Here is a 16,225-nt window from a genome sequence, read left to right as displayed (position 1 = left end):
CGGTTCGCTGTCGGTGGCTCAGTTCTTCGCGAGCAGGGTCTTGCTCTGGTTCTGCATGTCCGCGAAGACGGAGTCGTCCTTCTGGCCGGCGAAGTACCCCTCGAAGAGCGGGTTCAGCGCGTCCTGGACGGCGGCTCCGTTGCCGTAGACCGGGGACGGGTAGAGGACCTTGTTCTTCAGCATGTCCGTGAAGACCGTCAGGTCGACGCCGTCGGCGGACAGCGCCTTCGCCGAGGCCTCCATGGAGGCGGGGATGGACGGGAAGAACGTGCCCGTGCGCGAGGCCTTGGTCTGGCAGTCCTCGGAGCCCATGTAGGAGACCCACTTCCAGGCCAGCTCGGGGTTCTTGGTGCCCGCCCAGATGTTGTTGCCGTTGGAGTTGCTCATCACGGCCCGGGTCTTGCCGTCGGGGCCGTACGGGGGCGCCGCGATGCCGGTCTTGACACCGGGGATCTTGGCGAAGGTGGAGGCGGACCAGGAACCGCCCAGCTCCATGGCCACCTTGTGGGAGGAGAGCAGGTCGACGTCGCTGACGCTGGAGGTGAACTCGCCGATCTTCGGCGCGTACCCCTTCTCCGTCAGGGAGCGAGCCCACGAGAGCGTCTTCACCAGGCGCGGATCGCCGTAGTTGAAGACCGTCGGCCAGCTCTCCTTGTCACCGAGCCGCCATCCGGTGCTGGAGGCGAACGGGCTCCAGGAGGTCTGGCCGATGAAGTCCTTGGCCGCGATCTGGCCGAAGCCGAAGGTCTTGACGTGGGCCTTGTCGAAGCCGCGCTCGTCGCCGCGGCGGCCCTTCTCGTCGATCGTGAGGTGGGCGATCATCTTGCCGAACTCGCCGCCGTCGTCGGGGTTCCAGGTCACGGACTCGACGTCGCTCTTGCTGTAGCCGGCCTTGGTCAGGGCGTCCTGGTCGTAGTAGAGGCCGGCCGCGGCCCAGTCCAGCGGCAGCGCGTACTGCTTGCCGTCGGTGAACTTCCAGGCGCTCACGCCGACGGAGAAGCGGGACAGGTCGAACTTGTCCTTGGCGATGTAGTCGTCCATCGCCAGCAGCTGGTGCTGGCTCGCGTACGCCTGGAAGAACTGGACGCTGTTCTGGAAAGCGTCCGGTGCGTTGCCCGCCACGAAGCCGGCGGTCAGCTTGGTGAAGTAGTCGTCGACGTTGTACTGCGAGATCTTCACCGTCGTGCCGGGGTTGGCCTTCTCGAAGTCCGCGGCGCAGGTCTTGTACGCGGCGGCCTGCTTGTCGTCCCAGGTCCACCAGTTGACGGTCTGCGAACCGCCCGCGGAGTCCGAGCCGGAGGAGCAGGCGGACAGCACCGCGGCGAGGGTGAGCGTGGCCCCCAGCGCGACGACTCTGCGAATTCTCATGATTCCTTCTTTCGGGACGGTTCCTGGTGAGGGTGGTGGGACGACGTCTTGAGGAGCGCGCGGAAGGCGCTCAGGGAGATGGCCAGGTCCTCGGGGCCCCCGGCGTCGTGGCCGTTGAACTCCCACAGCCGCATCTGCTTGGGCCCTCCGTAGGCGTGGTAGGCGGCGAGGGTGGTGGCGGGCGGGCAGACCTCGTCGCGCAGCCCGGCGGAGAACCAGGCGGGCGCGGTGGCCCGGCGGGCGAAGGCGAGCCCGTCGAAGTAGCCGAGGGTCCGGAAGGTCTGCTCGACCCGGTCCCGGCGGGCGGCGAGATAGCCGATGAGCTCCGCGTACGGCTGCTCGCCGGTGAGCCGGGTGGCCTGCCGGACGTCGCACAGGAACGGCGCCTGGAAGTGCGCGGCGCGCAGCCCCGGGACGAGTCCGGCGACCGCCAGCGCGATGCCGCCGCCCTGGCTGGGTCCGGTCACCGCGATGCGGTCGGGGTCGGCGTGCGGTGAGGTGCGCAGGGCCTCGACGGCCCTGACGGCGTCGGTGAAGACCCGTCGGTAGACGTAGGAGTCCTTGTCCTCGATGCCGCGGGTGAGGAACCCGGGGTGCGAGGGCCCGCTGCCGACCGGGTCGGCGGTGGCGCCGCCGCCCGCCCAGGCGCCGCCCTGGCCGCGGGTGTCCACGAGCAGGTGGGCGTAGCCGGCGGAGGCCCACAGCAGGTCCTCGATGGGGGCGCCGCGTCCGCTGCCGTAGCCGTGGAACTGCACGACCGCGGGCAGGGGGCCGCCGCGGTGGCGCGGCAGGCGGAGCCAGCCGCGGACCGGGTGGCCGTCGAAACCGGGGAAGACGGCGTCGTAGACGTCCACGGTCTCCAGGCCGGTGTCCACCGCGGTGAGCTCCAGCCGCGGCCGGTGCGCGCGGGCGGCGTCGAGGGTGTCCTTCCAGAAGGCGTCGAAGTCGGCGGGCTCGCGATAGGCGCTGCGGTAGGCCCACAGTTCGGGCACGTCGTTCTCGGTCAGCACGGCGGGGCCTCCTCGCGCGTGATGAGGTCGGCGTCGAGGGTGACGGCAGAGCCGGTGGCGACGCGTACCCGCACGACGCGATCGCGGTGGCGGAGGGCCACCGGTTCGGCGTCGTCCCCGGCGTGCCGGCGCAGGGTCACGGAGGTGAGGGCACCGTCGCGCCAGGCGAAGTCGGCCGCCAGGCCGCCGCGGCAACGCAGGTCGGTGGCCTCGCCTTCGGGCCATTGCGGGGGCAGCGCGGGCAGCAGGTGGATCGCCCCGCTGTGGCTCTGCAGCACCATTTCGGTGAGCGCGGCCATGAAGCCGTAGTTGCCGTCGATCTGGAACGGCGGGTGGGTGGAGAAGAGGTTGGGGAGCAGTCCGCCCCACTCCGAGCCGTCGACGGGCGCGTCGGTGTCCGGGTCTCCGTCGTACGGGCGGGTCGCCTCGAGAAGGAGCGTACGGGCCGTGGCGGCGTCGCGCAGCCGGGCGCGCAGGGCGATCTTCCAGGCCCAGGACCAGCCCATCGCGCCGGGTCCGCGCCGGTCCAGCAGGGCGGTGGCGGCGACCGAGAGTTCCGGGGCGGTGTCCGGGTCGACCTGGCCGAGCGGGTGAACGGCGACCAACTGCGAGAGGTGGCGGTGGTGGGGGTCCTGCTCGGGGAGGTCGTCGGCCCACTCCTGGAGCCAGCCGCCCGCGGCGATCCGGAGCGGGTGCAGTCGCGGCAGCGTGTCGGCGATGCGGCCGCTGAGCGGGGTGCCGAGGCCGAGCAGCTCCGCGGCCCGCAGGGTGCGTTCGAGGACGGCCCGGGTGAGTGCGGTGTCCATCGCGGCGGAGCGGGTGAGGGAGGCCATGGAGCCGTCGGGGGTGAGGAAGTGGTTCTCCGGCGAGGTGGAGGGGAGGGTGCCGAGGTGTCCGGTGCCGTCGTCCACCAGCCAGTCGAGCAGGAACTCCGCGCAGCCGCTCAGCAGGGGCCAGGCGCGCTCGCGCAGGAAGGCGGTGTCCTGGGTGAACTCCCAGTGGTCCCACAGGTGCTGGACCAGCCAGGCGCCGCCCATCTGCCAGATCGCCCAGGACGCGGCGCCGTGGCCCATGCCGACGGGCAGCGCCCATCCCCACATGTCGGTGTTGTGGTGGGCGACCCAGCCGCGGGCGCCGTACAGCTCCGCGGCAACGCCCCTGCCGTGCGCGGCGACACGGTCCAGGAGGTCGAACAGCGGCTCGTGGCAGGGACCGAGACCGGCGGCCTCCGCGCCCCAGTAGTTCATCTGGGTGTTGATGTTGATCGTGTAGTTGGACGACCAGGCCGGTCGGAGGTCGGCGTTCCAGATGCCCTGGAGGTTGGCCGGCGGGCCGGCGTGCGGGCGGGAGGCGGAGGCCAGGAGGTAGCGGCCGAGCTGGAACATCACCGTGGCGGTGAGGAGTTCGTCGTCGCCGCCGAGGATGTCGCGGGCCACGTCATAGGTGCCCGAGCGGCGTGGTCCGATGCGCAGGGAGGTACCGCCGAGCAAGGCCCGCAAATCGGTCTCGTGGGCCTTGAGCAGTTCCCCGGTGCCGCGTTCCGCCGCCCGGGCCGCGTCGCCCGCCGCGGTGTCGAGGTGGGCGGCGCGGTCGGCCGGTTCCGTGCGGCCCTGCCAGTGGCGGCGGGCCTCGGTGGAGCTCGCCACGACGGCGAGGAGCCGGGTGGCGCCGGTGACCAGGAGGGCGTCGCCGTCCGCGGTCACCTCGCCGTCGGTGGCCACACGCAGGGCGAGCGCGCCGAAGGGGTCGTGGCCGTCGACGGGCCCGTCCGCGTAGCGCAGCGGTTCCTCGACACCGGGTTCGTGCGCGGGCGCCCCGTCGACGGGGATCTCCACGCCGATGACGACACCGTCCCGGCCGGCGCTGCGGTGGACCTCCCGGAGGGGGGTGGTGAGCTCCAGGCGCAGGTCGACGCGGCCGCCGTGCGTGGCGAGGTCGGTGCACAGCGTCCCGGAGGTGGCGTCGGCCCAGGTACGGCGGCGGACCGAGGTCGCCGAGGGCAGTTCGAAGGCGTCCTCGGCGATCCCGCTGTCGAGGTTGAGGGTCCGGCCCCGATAGACGGCGTCCCGCGCCCCGGACACCGTGAGCCACAGGTCGGCGTAGGGCAGGTACTCCTGGCTGTACGGGCCCTCGAAGGCCATCAGGAGTTCCTCGGCGCGGTGCGGGTCTCCGGCCCGGAGCGCGTCGCGGACCTCCGCGAGCCGGCCCGGGCCGGCGCCGGCGGCCACGACGTCGGCGAGCGCCTTCGCCGGCCCGCCGGGGGTTCCGGACCACACGGTGGAGTCGTTGATCTGGATCCGGGCGCGGTGGGTGCCGCCGAAGACCATGGCGCCCAGGCGGCCGTTGCCGACCGGGGCCGCCTCGTTCCAGTCGGCCGCGGGCGCGGGCCAGCCGAGCAGCAGGTCAGTGGAGTTCATGAGGGTGCCGTCCAGGTGCGCGGGCGCGGTCACTTGAGCCCGGAGAAGCCGATGGAGTTGACGATCCGCTTGCCGAAGGCGAGGAAGAGCAGCAGCATCGGCAGTGCCGCGATGAGGGCGGCGGCCATCAGCCCGGCCCAGTCGGGGGCGGCCTGCGGCGAGGACTGCTTGAACACGCCGAGCGCGAGCGTCAGCGGCTGCACACTGGAGTCGTTGGTGACCAGCAGCGGCCACATGTAGTCGTTCCAGGCGTTGACGAACATCAGCAGCGACACGGTGGCGATCGGCGCCGCCGACATCGGCAGGATGATGCGGTAGAAGATCCGCAGCGGTCCCGCGCCGTCGATGATCGCGGCCTCCTCGATCTCGCTGCTCAGACCGAGCATGAACTGCCGCAGGAAGAACACCGTGAACGCCTGGAACAGCCCGCCGGGCAGGATGAGTCCGGCGAAGGTGTTGGTGAGGCCGGCGTCCTTGACGAAGACGAAGTTGGGCAGCAGCGTGAAGACGCTCGGCACCATCAGCGCGCTGATGAGGATGCCGAACACGAGGTTGCGGCCGCGCCAGTGCAGTCGTGAGAAGGCGTAGGCCGCGCAGGCCGAGAACAGCACGATGAGCACCGTCTGCACCGACGCGTAGATGACCGAGTTGCGCAGGTAGAGCGCGATGTCGAGGGAGGCGCCCGAACCCCCCTGGGCCTGGGCCTCGGCGAGGGAGGCCAGGCCCAGCGCCCGCTTGAAGGCACCGAAGGTGAAGCCGACGGGCAGGGGCGAGGAGGGGTTGGTGGCCAGCTGGTAGTTGTTGGACAGCGCGGTGCGCAGGATCCAGTAGAAGGGGAACAGGGTGATCAGGGAGACGAGGCCCAGGTAGCACCAGGCCACGATCCGGCCGGGCGTGGTCTTGCGGGTGCGGGGGCGCCGCTCGGTCGTCGAGCGGGGCGCGAGGGTTGCCGCCATCGGGGGCCTCCTTCAGTTCAGGTCGGATTCGTCGGCCCGGGCGAGCCGCAACTGGGTGAAGGTGACCGTGATGAGCAGGACGAACAGGGCCAGCGACATGGTCGCCGCGTAGCCGAAGTCGAACTGGCGGAAGGCCTTGTCGTAGATGTACATCTGCAGCACGTTCGAGGCGTTGGCGGGTCCGCCCTTGGTGGTGACGGCGACGATGTCGAAGACCTGGAAGGCGTTGATCACCGTCAGGACGACCACCATCACGAGGATCGGCCGCAGCAGCGGCACGGTCAGGCGGCGGAACATCTGGAACTCGCTCGCGCCGTCCACCCGGCCGGCCTCGTAGATGGTGGACGGGATGGTCTGGAGTCCGGCGAAGATCAGCAGCGCGTAGTAGCCCATCCACTTCCACACGCTGATCGCGGCGAGCGAGGGGATGGCCCACGGGCCGCTGCCGAGGAAGAGGACCGGGTGGCCGATGACGTGGTCGAGCACGATGTTGATGACGCCGAGGTGCGGGTCGAGCATCCACTGCCACACCAGTGCGGCGATCACGTTGGAGATCAGGAACGGCAGCAGCATCACGCCGCGAAGGGCGGAGGAGTCGGTGACGCGGTGCAGAACGACCGCGGTCACCAGGGAGATCAGGGTGCCGAAGACGACGGAGAGGACCACGAACCAGAGGGTGACGAGGAGGGAGTGCCAGAAGACCCCGTCGCCGAACATCTCGCGGAAGTTGGCGAGTCCCGCCCAGCGCGGCGGGGTGAGGACGTGGAACTCGGTGAAGCCCAGGTAGATGCCGCGCAGGGTCGGGTAGGCGTAGAAGATCGCGAATCCGACCACGGCGGGCAGGATCAGCAGCAGCGCGACCGGCAGGTCCCGCCGCCGGGCCGCCGCGGACCGGGTCACGGTCACGCGCCGAGGGCGGCGGCCCGCGGTGTTCTCACGGACCTTCAGGGGTCCGCGGGTCTTGGGGGTGGAAGAGGCCGTGGCGGCCCCCGCGCCGGCTGCGCCGGACGGTGGTGTCACCGGCGTCGTGTGGTTGTCCTGCGATGTGACCACCACGGCACTCTCCTTTGCGTGTGTCGGGTCGGACGGGTGGGGCGGTGTCCCGCTGCCGGGCCGGCCGTCGGTCAGACGGTGATCCGGTCGACGTCGGACACGTAGTCGGACGGGTTGCCGAAGGCGATCGTGTTGGCGCCGGCCTTCAGGTGGACGGGCACGGTGACGGACCGCGGGCGGCCCCAGTCGTTGTCGTTGCCGCCGTGCAGCGGGAGCTGGAAGGCGGTGCCGTTGACGGTGACCACGGCCGTACGCCCCGAGGAGCCGTCGGTGAAGTCCAGGGTCATCAGGTAGGTGCCGTCCTTCGGCGCCGTCACGTCCTTGATGGTCACGGAGGCGTCGCCGCCCAGGTTGCCGACCTTCTTGCCGCCGGAGCACCGGGAGCAGTCACCGACGCTCGCGTTGCCGGTGCGGGGGTTGCCTGAGGCCTCGGCCTCGTAGGCGGTGGGCCCGCCGGCAGCGGGGGTGGTCAGGGAGACGGCGTTGCCCGGTGCGGACTGCCGGCCCCTGGCGTCGTGGGCGACCACGGTGAACGAGTAGCCGGTGCCGGCCTGCAGTCCGGTGACGGTGGCGGAGGTGCCGTCGACCACGGCGACCTTGGCCTCGCCCGCGTAGACGTCGTAACCGGTGGTGGCGGTGCCGGTGTTCACCGCGTCCCAGGCGAGCGAGACGCTGCCGGCCGTGGAGGCGGTGGCGCGCACGCCGAGCGGGACGCCGGGCCTGCCGGTCACGTTCGCCGGGGTGACGCGCAGCAGCCGGGAGCCGTGCGGGGGCAGGTTGTCGGTGAACCCTTCGGCCACCTTGCCGAGGTTCTTGCGGCTCCACAGGTCGCGGACGGCGGGCTTGCCGGCGATGCCCAGCTCGCTCCAGTCGGCGGTGACGTCGGAGTAGCCCTTGCCGAGGTTGAACAGGGCCACCGTGTAGCTGCCGTCGGCGTTGCGGGCGTACCAGACCTGCTGCGGGGTGTCCTGGCTGAGCGGCTTGGCGGGGTTGCCCGCCTGGTCCACCGCGATGACCTCGTCGTTGGTCAGCAGGGACAGCCCGTACGGGTCGAGCTTGGTGAGGTCGTCACCGATGTACAGCGGGGCGCTCTCGATCGCCCAGAGCGTCATGTAACTCTGCCGCTCGACCTCGTTGAGGCCGTCGAGCGGTCCGGCGCCGACGTCGAGGGAGTCGAGGTTGTTCCAGTGCCCCGGTCCGGCGTCGTCGATCCACGGGACGACGTCGTTCCACCGCTGCTTGACCGAGTTGTTCCAGGTCACCAGGGTGTCGCAGTAGCACTCGACGTCGGTGTCCACACGCCAGCCGTTTGAGTTCTCCTTCCAGACGTCGACCTTGTCGTGGCTGAGCGACCAGGACAGGATGAACTCGATGGGGCGGCCGGTCCGCTGCAGCGCGGCGTGCCAGGTCTTGATGTCGGGGACGTTGTCGTGCGCGGCGTCACCCTGGTTGGAGCCGGGGCCGACACCGTCGATCTTCAGGAAGTCCACCCCCCAGCCGGCCAGCTGGTCCGCGACGGACTGGATGTACTTCTCGGTGCACGGGCTGGCGAAATTGAGCTGGTAGGAGACGTTGTCCCAGCCGCTGGTCTTGCGGAGGTCGGGGTAGACGATGTCCTTGGTCGTGCAGCCGGGTGCGCCGTGGATCGGGGTCTTGCCGTCGTTGTACGTGTCGATGTAGAGGCCGACCGCCAGGTAGAGGCCGAACTTCAGTCCCTTGGCGTGCAGTTGGTCGCCGAGGTACTTCATCCCGTGCGGGAACTTGACGGGGTCCGCGACGGGCCGGCCGTACTCGTCGGAGAGGCTCTTGTTCGTCTCGCTGCCGACGTTCCAGCCGGCGTCGACGTTGACGTACTCGTAGCCGTGCCGCTTCAGCTTCGAGGCCAGGATGTCGGCCTGCTGCAGCACGTGCGACTCGGTGAGCCAGGAGCCGCCGTAGCCGGGGAAGTTGGTGGACTCCAGGCTCCAGCTGCTCCACCCCATGTAGGGCTTGGCGGCCACCGCCGGAGCGGGCTTGGATCCGGCCGCGCCGGAGGGCGACGCCGGTGCCGCCGGCGACGCGGCGGCGGGGACGGCGAGGGCCGTCGCGAGCGCGCCGGCGACGAGCGCGGGCAGGGCAGCCCTGCGCAGGCCGCCGCCGGTTCGTGTCACGGGCCATCCGAGACGTGCGAGTAGAGCTGAACGAGCCATGGGGGCACTCCATCCCGGCGCGACGGCGTCCGCTTCGAGTGGGCAGGGGTACGAAAGGCAGGGCGTCCCTCGGTGGCGGTCGTCCCGGAACACCACCGAGGGCGGGCGTGCTGCGACCGGGGGGAGGCTCCGGTCGCGCTCCTCGGCCGGGGGCGCTTCGTCCGCTCCGGGCGAGGAGTGCGGCGAATGTAGCCAGGGTTTCCTTCCAGCGTCAACATAATCGGAGGCAAAAATCGGATGTCTGCCTTGCTGCGTTGCGGAACGAGCCGGAAAAGCGTGCTCAGATGCCATGTCATGCACCGAAAGATGGGATGAGTAGGCCCCTTCCTTACTTTCCCTTGGAAAGGTATGGTCCGGGGCATGAGCCTCGCCGACCAGCCCCCCGCCGCCGTCCTGGTTTTCCAGACCCTGCTCGCCCACGGCCCCCTCACCCGGGCCGAGATCGGCAGGCGCACGAGGCTGTCGGCGGGCGCGGTGACGAAGGCGGCCACTCCCCTGCTGGCGGACGGCTGGATCACGGAACTCGGCAGACCGGCCGGTGAGCGGGCCAGCGGCCGTCCCGCGACGCCGATGGCCGTCCGCGCCGACCGCGCGCGATTCGTCGGCGTGAAGGTGACCGGCGACGAACTCATCGGCGTGCTCACCGATCTGACCGCCCGGCCGCTGGCCTCCCGGCGCGCGGCCCTGGACTCCCGCGACGTCGGGACCGTGGTGCTGGCGATCGCCCGGCTCATCACGCAACTGCGCGCCGCCGCGGGAGCGGAGGAGGACGACGCCGTTCACAGCGTCGGCGTCACGATCTCCGGCGACGTGGACGGACAGACCGGCACGGTGCAGTTCTCGCCGTTCCTCAATTGGCGCCGGGTGCCGCTCGCCCAGCTGGTCGAGTCGGCGTCCGGCATCCCCACGGTGATCGAGAACGACGTGCGCGCGCTGACCGTCGCCGAGCAGTGGTTCGGCGCCGGGGTGGGGCTGTCCTCGTTCGCCCTGGTCACGGTGGGCGCCGGCATCGGCTGCGGGCTCTCCATCGGTGGCCGGGTGGTGTCGGGGGCGCACGGCGTGTCCGGAGAGGTCGGACACCTCCCGGTCGGCGGCACCGACCGCGTCTGCACCTGCGGCAACACCGGCTGCGTGGAGACCATGGCCTCCACCCACGCCATCACCGAGCAGGCCCGCCAGGCCACCGGCGAGCCGGCGCTCACCATGGAGGAGGCGGTGCGGCTCGCCCATGCCGACAACGCCGCCGTCCGCGCGGTCTTCTCCCGCGCCGGACATGTGATGGGCCTGGCCATGGCGTCGGTCGCCAACCTCATCGGCCCGGAGCGCATCATCATCTCCGGCGAGGGCGTGGCCTCCTACGACCTGTTCGCCGACCAGATCCGGCAGACCTTCGCCGACCACGCTTTCGGGGCCGCGGCCGACTGCGACCTCGTCGTGCGTCCGCTGCCCTTCGAGGAGTGGGCGCGCGGCGGCGCGGCGGTCGCCGCCCAGCGGGTGTTCGCCCCCGCCAAGTGACTCCCCCCGTCTGAGCGTCCGCCGGGAAGGCCGGTCGCCGCCATGAGCCGGATTACGCAGGCCGCCCCCGCGGGGCGTGCCCCGGTGGGCGAGCACGACGAACTCGGGCGAGGGTCAACCCCGTTCGGCCCGACCGGCCCCAGACCGGACGGCGGACCGCCGGAAAAGGGGAGCGGCGCGGCGGCGCGGCGGTGCAGACTCGGGCGGTGATCGTCGTACAGCCCGTGCTGGACATCGGAACCCGGGACGGCTTCGCCCTCTGGCCGGTGGCCGAGAGAGAGCCGTTCACCTTCATGCCGCTCCACGGCACGCTGTCGGCGGCCGAGATCGGCACGGCCGTGATGACCGTCGCCGCGTACAACAACGTGCGGCCGGACGCCGAGGACGCCGAGTGCCCGCCCGCCCGGCCCGGCGACCCGGTCGAGGACTTCCTGCGGGGGTTGCTGACCGAGGAGGACGTCCAGGCCCCGGGCGGCCTGCGGGTCACCGACACGGCACGGGACATGGCGTTGCTGCCCGGCTGCTGCAACGGCCTGGAGGAATGGCGCGATTGGCTGGACGTCCTCGACGGTGCCGGTCACGCGGGGTTCGGGCACGACCCCTCATCTTTCGCCGAACGGCACGGTGACGTCGTTCGGTTGACCGTCGACGCGCAGCGGGACGACAGCCCGGTGCTCGAGGTTCCCGTCGACGTGCTGCGGACGGGGATCGCCCGCGCCGAGCGGGACCTGGCCGGATTCCTGCGTGCGGCCGCCGGCTGGGCCGCCGTGCGTCTGCCCGCACACGCCCCCGCAGTGGCCACCGCCCTCGCGCGCAGCCTGGACATGCCGCCGCCAGGGGCGTAGCCGGACGGCGCCCGACCGCGTGAGCCCGACCCCGACGAGGCCGACCGGCTTGCCCGCCACCACCCGGGCACCCACCGACTCGTCCAGGACGAGCGCGCCGAGCCGCACCGACCCGACGGGGAGGAGGCAGCCGACGGTTGCCGCATGCGTCGGGCCCTCGGCGGCGATGACGCGCACCGTCAGGAGGCCCGCGCGGCGGCCGGGTTCGACCCGGACGTGGTGCACAGCGAGGACTGCGCCACCGCGAAGGGGTTCGCGGCCGCCGGGCTCGGGGTGAGCCTGCTGCCGCCGGCCGCCCTGGCGCGCCACCACCCCGGGGTCGCCGTACGGAGTGTGCGGGGCCCCCCGAGCCGGTCCGGGCGATCCATGCCGCGGTGCGGGAGACCTCGTTGCCGCAGCCGGCCCTGCGAGGGCTGCTCGACGCGCTGCGGGACGTGGCGCGGGGCACCACCGTCGGCGCGACGAAACCCGCGCGTCGTTGACGGACCGTCAGGCAGGGCTCTGCGGGTAGCCGATGCCCGCGATGTCCTCGGCCAGCCGCCCGAGCGTGACCTCCCCGTTCAGCGTCGCGACGATCTCCGGGGTGAGCGGCCGCAGCGCGTACACATGGCGTACGGCCTCCAGGTCGACCGGCACTTCGTAGTAGTCCTCGGCGAAGGCCCGGAACGCCTCGGGGGAACGGTCGGTCAGCAGCTCGAACAGATACGACGCGCCGTCGGCGTCCTCACGGCCCTCCGGCAGGGCGACGGAACCGTGCCGCCACGCCTCGTCCCCGGCGCCGCGCCACAGGCAGACGGTCGCGACCGGCACGCCGTCCTCGTCACAGAAGGCCGGCTCCTCGAGGTACGGCCGGAAGGCCTCGGGAACCTCGTCGACCACACCCGGCCAGGGCTCGTGGTCCTCCGACGCGTAGGGGCTCATGGACGACTCGTGGTCGAAGCCGCGGACGAAGGCCCCGGCGGCGGAGAACACGATCGCGTACTCGTCGCCCGAGCCGTTGCGCAGGGAGCCCATCTCCTCGCCCGTGTCCCATGCGGCGTCGAAGGAGTGATACCGCATCTCCCATTCGGGGCTGAGGATCGCGTCGAGCATCGCCAGGGCGCGGCAGTGGTCGCGCAGTTCGGCGATCGAGGGCAGTCGGGGGGCAACGTCTTGAACGGTCACGCGCACATCCAAGCCCATGGCCCGGACACCCGCTCACCCCGGGGCTCCGGGCGCACGGAAAACCCGCTGCCCCGCACGCTCCCGGTGCTGCTAAGCATGGTCCGGTGAGCTCACTTCGAAAGGCGGACATGCCCCCACGCACCCTGCATCCCGACGAGCCCGAGATCGACGTGGCGCTGGTCCGCCGGTTGCTGCGCGAGCAGTTCCCCCAGTGGGCGGACCTCGCTCTCGCCGCCACCGGATCGGCGGGCACCGCGAACGTCATGTACCGCCTGGGCGCGGACATGGTCGTACGGCTGCCCAGGGTCGCGGGCGCCGCGAGCGACGTCGAGAAGGAGCACGCCTGGCTGCCGCGGCTCGCCCCGCGGCTCCCGGCGTCCGTCCCCGTGCCCCTCGGCAAGGGGGTTCCGACCGACCGCTACCCCTGGCCCTGGTCGGTGTACGGATGGCTCGACGGCGAGAACCCGTCCGCGGGCCGGGTCGCCGATCCCGGGCCGCTCGCCCGCGACTTGGCGGAGTTCGTCGCCGCCCTCCACCGGATCGACACAGCCGGAGCGCCGCCCGCGTACCGCAGCGAGCCCCTTCCGGATCGCGACTCCGCGACGCGCTCCGCGATCGACGCGCTGCGCGCGGAGGTGGACGCGGCGGCGGCCACGGCGGTGTGGGAGGCCGCGCTGCGAGCCCCGCGGTGGCCGGGGGCACCGGTGTGGATCCACGCCGACCTCCAGCCGGGCAACCTGCTGGTGGCGGCGGGACGGCTCGGCGGGGTCATCGACTTCGGGTGCATGGGCCTGGGCGATCCCGCCGTCGACACCATCGCCGCGTGGTACGTGCTGCCCGCCGCGGCGCGGGGGGCCTTCCGCGCCGCGCTGGGGTACGACGAGGCGACCTGGGTACGCGGCCGCGGCTGGGCGCTGTCGATCGCCCTCATGGAACTGCGGCACTACCGCGGCACCCACGAGCGGATGGCGGGGATCGCACGGCACGTCCTCGGCGAGCTGCTCGCCGACGGGGAACGCCGACCCGAGGGAGCGGCGCATCCTACCCGGGGCCGACCGGAGCGCTCCCCCGCATCGGTGATTCCCCCACCGCGGCGGTGACGTTCAGTAGCTTCTGCGTCACCGACCGGGACGGCGACGTGCGGACGCGCGGACGCCGGCGACGAAGCGACGGCAAGGAGCGAGCGCCGATGGCGAATGTGGAGACCTCCCTGAAGGAGACGATGACATCGATCGAGGGCAGCGTGGGTGCCGCCCTGGTCGACTACACCAGTGGCATGGCGCTGGGCACGATCGGCGGCGGCAAGGACCTCGATCTGACCGTCGCGGCCGCCGGCAACACCGACGTGATCCGGGCCAAGGCCCGCACCATGAAGGAACTCGGCCTCAAGGAGGAGATCGAGGACGTCCTGATCACCATGGGCACCCAATACCACCTCATCCGGCTGCTCAAGAGCCGTGACGGCAACGGGCTGTTCCTGTACCTGGTCCTCGACCGGCGCAACGCGAACCTCGCGATGGCCCGTCATCGCCTCAGGCAGATCGAGGCCGATCTCGAGCTGTAGCCGTCCGCCCGCCCTCGGGGCTCCGTGCGCCGGTGAATTGAAGAATCCTTCAATTCGGCACATCCTGATCAGGACAAGCACGGCGGTGCACGGGCCCCGGAGGGGGAAGGATTGGACCGCAGCGTCGCGCCGGCGGCGGGGGCGGCGACCGCCGGCGCAGGAAAGGGCCGTCGAATCCGGGCAGGAGCGATCACACGATGCAGGTACCCCTGTACCAGGCCAAGGCGGAGTTCTTCCGCATGCTCGGGCACCCGGTGCGGATCAGGGTCCTCGAGCTGCTCCAGAACGGCCCGGTGCCCGTGCGGGACCTGCTGAACGAGATCGAGATCGAGCCCTCCAACCTGTCCCAGCAGCTCGCGGTGCTGCGCCGCTCCGGCATCGTGGTGTCGATCCGCGAGGGCTCCACGGTCAGCTACGCCCTCGCCGGAGGGGATGTCGCCGAACTGCTGCGCGCGGCCCGCCGAATCCTCACCGAACTCCTCGCGGGGCAGACCGAACTGCTCGCCGAACTCCGTCAGGCGGACGCCCCGGCCGCCCACGCGGAGGAGCACATCACCCACCCAGCCGGCTGAGCGCCCCGGCGCCACCTGGGCCAGAATGGTCGGGAGGTGACCGCGATGACGCCTTGGCGGGTTCGTAATCTGGAGGAAGGCGACCTGGACCAGGTGGTGCGCATCTGGGAGGAGTCGCGCGACACGGCCGCGGATCCCGCGGTGACCCTCGCGGAGGTGGTCAGCGCCCTACGGGTGGGCGCCCCCGCCGTCGTGGCGATCGTGGGCAACCGGATCGTGGGGGCCGCGATGTCCTCGACCGCCCAGGAGCGGGCGTGGGTGCTGCGGCTGGCCATCGCCCGGCAGTGGCGCCACCACGGATTGGGCTCGGCCCTGCTGGCCGCCCTGGAGGACGGCCTCGGCCAGGCGGGGGTCCGCCGGATCGGCGCGCTGCTGCCGGCGGGCGAGGTCGGCGAGCAGGCCTTCAGGAACTCCGGGTACTCCTGCCGCCCCGGGCTCAGCTACTTCGAGAAGCTGCTGTCCGCCGACTCCGCGGAGGCGACCCTCCTCGACCAGCTCGGCGGTGCGGTGCCCGCGGACGGCCTCTGGGACGGCATCGCGGGCATGGCCGCGGAGAAGGAGCTGATCGAACGGCGCCTGGTGCTCCCGCTGGAGAACCCGGAGGTCGCGGAGCGTTACCATCTGGTGCCGCCGCGTGCGGTGGTCCTCTTCGGCCCGCCGGGCACCGGCAAGACGACCTTCGCCAAAGCGATGGCCTCCCGTCTGCGCTGGCCCTTCATCGAGGTGCTCCCGTACCAGTTGGCCGAGGACGCGCACGGGGTCGCGGACGGACTGCGCCGGCTCTTCGCCCGGGTCGAGCACCTGGAGCAGGTCGTGCTGTTCTTCGACGAGGCCGAGGAGATCGCCTCCGAGCGGCAGGACCCGTCCACCCTCGCCCACCGGGTGACCAACGAGCTCCTCAAACTCATCCCGCAGTTCCGGCGCGGCGAGCGCAGGCTGCTGATCTGCGCGACCAACGCGGTGCGCTCGCTGGATCCGGCCTTTCTGCGGCCGGGCCGCTTCGACTTCCTGATCCCGGTCGGCCCGCCGGACCCGGAGGCCCGCCGGGCCATCTGGATCCGCTACATCGGGCCCGACCGGGTGGCGGGCATCGACCTGGACGCGCTGGTCGAGGCGAGTGACCGCTTCACGCCCGCGGACATCGAGTACGCGGCGCAGGCGGCCGCACAGACCGCCTTCGAGCGGCATCTGGCGGCCGACCCGCGTACCGCGGGGGACCTGGCGCACCGGACCGAGGACTATCTGCAGGCGGTCGCCCGCACCCGCACCACCCTCACCCCCGAGGACATCCGCGCCTTCGACCACGATCTGCGGTCCGCCGCCCGCGTGTGAGACGCGGCCGGTCCCGCGGGCGGCCGCGGCCCGTCCGTCATGGCCGAAACCGGCGGACATCCCCGATGCCCGGGCGGCGCACCCCGTCCGGGCCCTATGGTGATCGAGGGTCGGCAGATACGCGCTCCCCCGTCCGTGTCTGCCGGCCCGTCGTGCCCCGGCCCGCGGAGCGGCGCTCGGAACCGCCGAACCCGCCCCGCACGCCCCCGGCCGTCGCCCGGGCCGATCTCGCCCCCGAAT

Annotated in this window: 13 protein-coding genes and 1 pseudogene; 6 read left to right on the top strand and 8 right to left on the bottom strand. The window is 71.9% G+C overall.

Annotation, left to right across the window (positions count from 1 at the left end; all coding sequences use genetic code 11):
- Positions 1-18: 18 nt before the first annotated feature.
- The 6 genes from AB0F62_RS25975 to AB0F62_RS25950 form a co-directional block, all read right to left on the bottom strand.
- On the bottom strand, positions 19-1,368 hold the full coding sequence (locus AB0F62_RS25975; RefSeq protein ID WP_361803764.1) for a sugar ABC transporter substrate-binding protein: 1,350 nt from the start codon (positions 1,366-1,368) through the stop codon (positions 19-21).
- Positions 1,365-2,378, bottom strand: coding sequence for an acetylxylan esterase (locus AB0F62_RS25970; protein WP_361803761.1), 1,014 nt, complete (start codon positions 2,376-2,378; stop codon positions 1,365-1,367). Before AB0F62_RS25970 ends, AB0F62_RS25975 begins: the two co-directional genes overlap by 4 nt.
- Entirely contained in the window at positions 2,372-4,795 is a 2,424-nt protein-coding gene (locus AB0F62_RS25965; protein ID WP_361803758.1) for a glycoside hydrolase N-terminal domain-containing protein, read from the bottom strand. The genes AB0F62_RS25970 and AB0F62_RS25965 overlap by 7 nt, the downstream gene beginning before the upstream one ends.
- A 29-nt stretch (positions 4,796-4,824) precedes the next feature.
- Positions 4,825-5,751, bottom strand: coding sequence for a carbohydrate ABC transporter permease (locus tag AB0F62_RS25960; RefSeq protein WP_361803755.1), 927 nt, complete (start codon positions 5,749-5,751; stop codon positions 4,825-4,827).
- Between the two features lie 12 nt (positions 5,752-5,763).
- The gene (locus AB0F62_RS25955; protein ID WP_361803752.1) at positions 5,764-6,807 is read right to left on the bottom strand and encodes a sugar ABC transporter permease; all 1,044 of its coding nucleotides are present in this window, start codon (positions 6,805-6,807) and stop codon (positions 5,764-5,766) included.
- A 68-nt stretch (positions 6,808-6,875) separates the two neighbouring features.
- Positions 6,876-8,954: a CBM35 domain-containing protein gene (locus AB0F62_RS25950; protein WP_361803749.1), complete on the bottom strand. Its 2,079-nt coding sequence runs from the start codon at positions 8,952-8,954 to the stop codon at positions 6,876-6,878.
- A gap of 399 nt (positions 8,955-9,353) precedes the next feature.
- On the opposite strand from AB0F62_RS25950, the gene AB0F62_RS25945 reads away from it, so the two are divergent.
- Entirely contained in the window at positions 9,354-10,508 is a 1,155-nt protein-coding gene (locus AB0F62_RS25945; RefSeq protein ID WP_361803746.1) for an ROK family transcriptional regulator, read from the top strand.
- A gap of 206 nt (positions 10,509-10,714) precedes the next feature.
- Positions 10,715-11,353: a hypothetical protein gene (locus AB0F62_RS25940; RefSeq protein ID WP_361803743.1), complete on the top strand. Its 639-nt coding sequence runs from the start codon at positions 10,715-10,717 to the stop codon at positions 11,351-11,353.
- Positions 11,354-11,359: 6 nt separating this feature from the next.
- On the opposite strand, the pseudogene AB0F62_RS25935 reads toward AB0F62_RS25940, so the two are convergent.
- A pseudogene (locus AB0F62_RS25935) lies at positions 11,360-11,536 on the bottom strand (EamA family transporter); the annotation flags it as partial.
- 306 nt (positions 11,537-11,842) lie between these two features.
- Positions 11,843-12,535, bottom strand: a complete 693-nt coding sequence (locus AB0F62_RS25930; RefSeq protein WP_361803740.1) for a hypothetical protein — start codon at positions 12,533-12,535, stop codon at positions 11,843-11,845.
- A 110-nt stretch (positions 12,536-12,645) separates the two neighbouring features.
- Here AB0F62_RS25930 and AB0F62_RS25925 point away from each other — a divergent pair, with 110 nt between their 5' ends.
- The 4 genes from AB0F62_RS25925 to AB0F62_RS25910 all read left to right on the top strand — a co-directional run bounded on the left by AB0F62_RS25925 (position 12,646) and on the right by AB0F62_RS25910 (position 15,985).
- Positions 12,646-13,617 carry an aminoglycoside phosphotransferase family protein gene (locus AB0F62_RS25925; RefSeq protein WP_361803854.1) on the top strand — a complete coding sequence of 324 codons (972 nt, stop codon included), beginning with the start codon at positions 12,646-12,648 and terminating at the stop codon, positions 13,615-13,617.
- An 89-nt stretch (positions 13,618-13,706) separates the two neighbouring features.
- The gene (locus tag AB0F62_RS25920) at positions 13,707-14,081 is read left to right on the top strand and encodes a hypothetical protein (protein ID WP_361803737.1); all 375 of its coding nucleotides are present in this window, start codon (positions 13,707-13,709) and stop codon (positions 14,079-14,081) included.
- A 197-nt stretch (positions 14,082-14,278) separates the two neighbouring features.
- Complete coding sequence (locus tag AB0F62_RS25915; RefSeq protein ID WP_361803734.1) at positions 14,279-14,653, top strand: metalloregulator ArsR/SmtB family transcription factor; 375 nt, start codon at positions 14,279-14,281, stop codon at positions 14,651-14,653.
- Between the two features lie 45 nt (positions 14,654-14,698).
- The gene (locus AB0F62_RS25910; protein WP_361803731.1) at positions 14,699-15,985 is read left to right on the top strand and encodes a GNAT family N-acetyltransferase; all 1,287 of its coding nucleotides are present in this window, start codon (positions 14,699-14,701) and stop codon (positions 15,983-15,985) included.
- Positions 15,986-16,225 lie beyond the last annotated feature (240 nt).

The organism is Streptomyces sp. NPDC026673 (assembly GCF_040638135.1).
In the GTDB taxonomy this organism is placed as follows: domain Bacteria; phylum Actinomycetota; class Actinomycetes; order Streptomycetales; family Streptomycetaceae; genus Actinacidiphila.
Note: the sequence above shows the minus strand (reverse complement) of the source record. Positions and strands in the feature narration are given on the sequence as shown.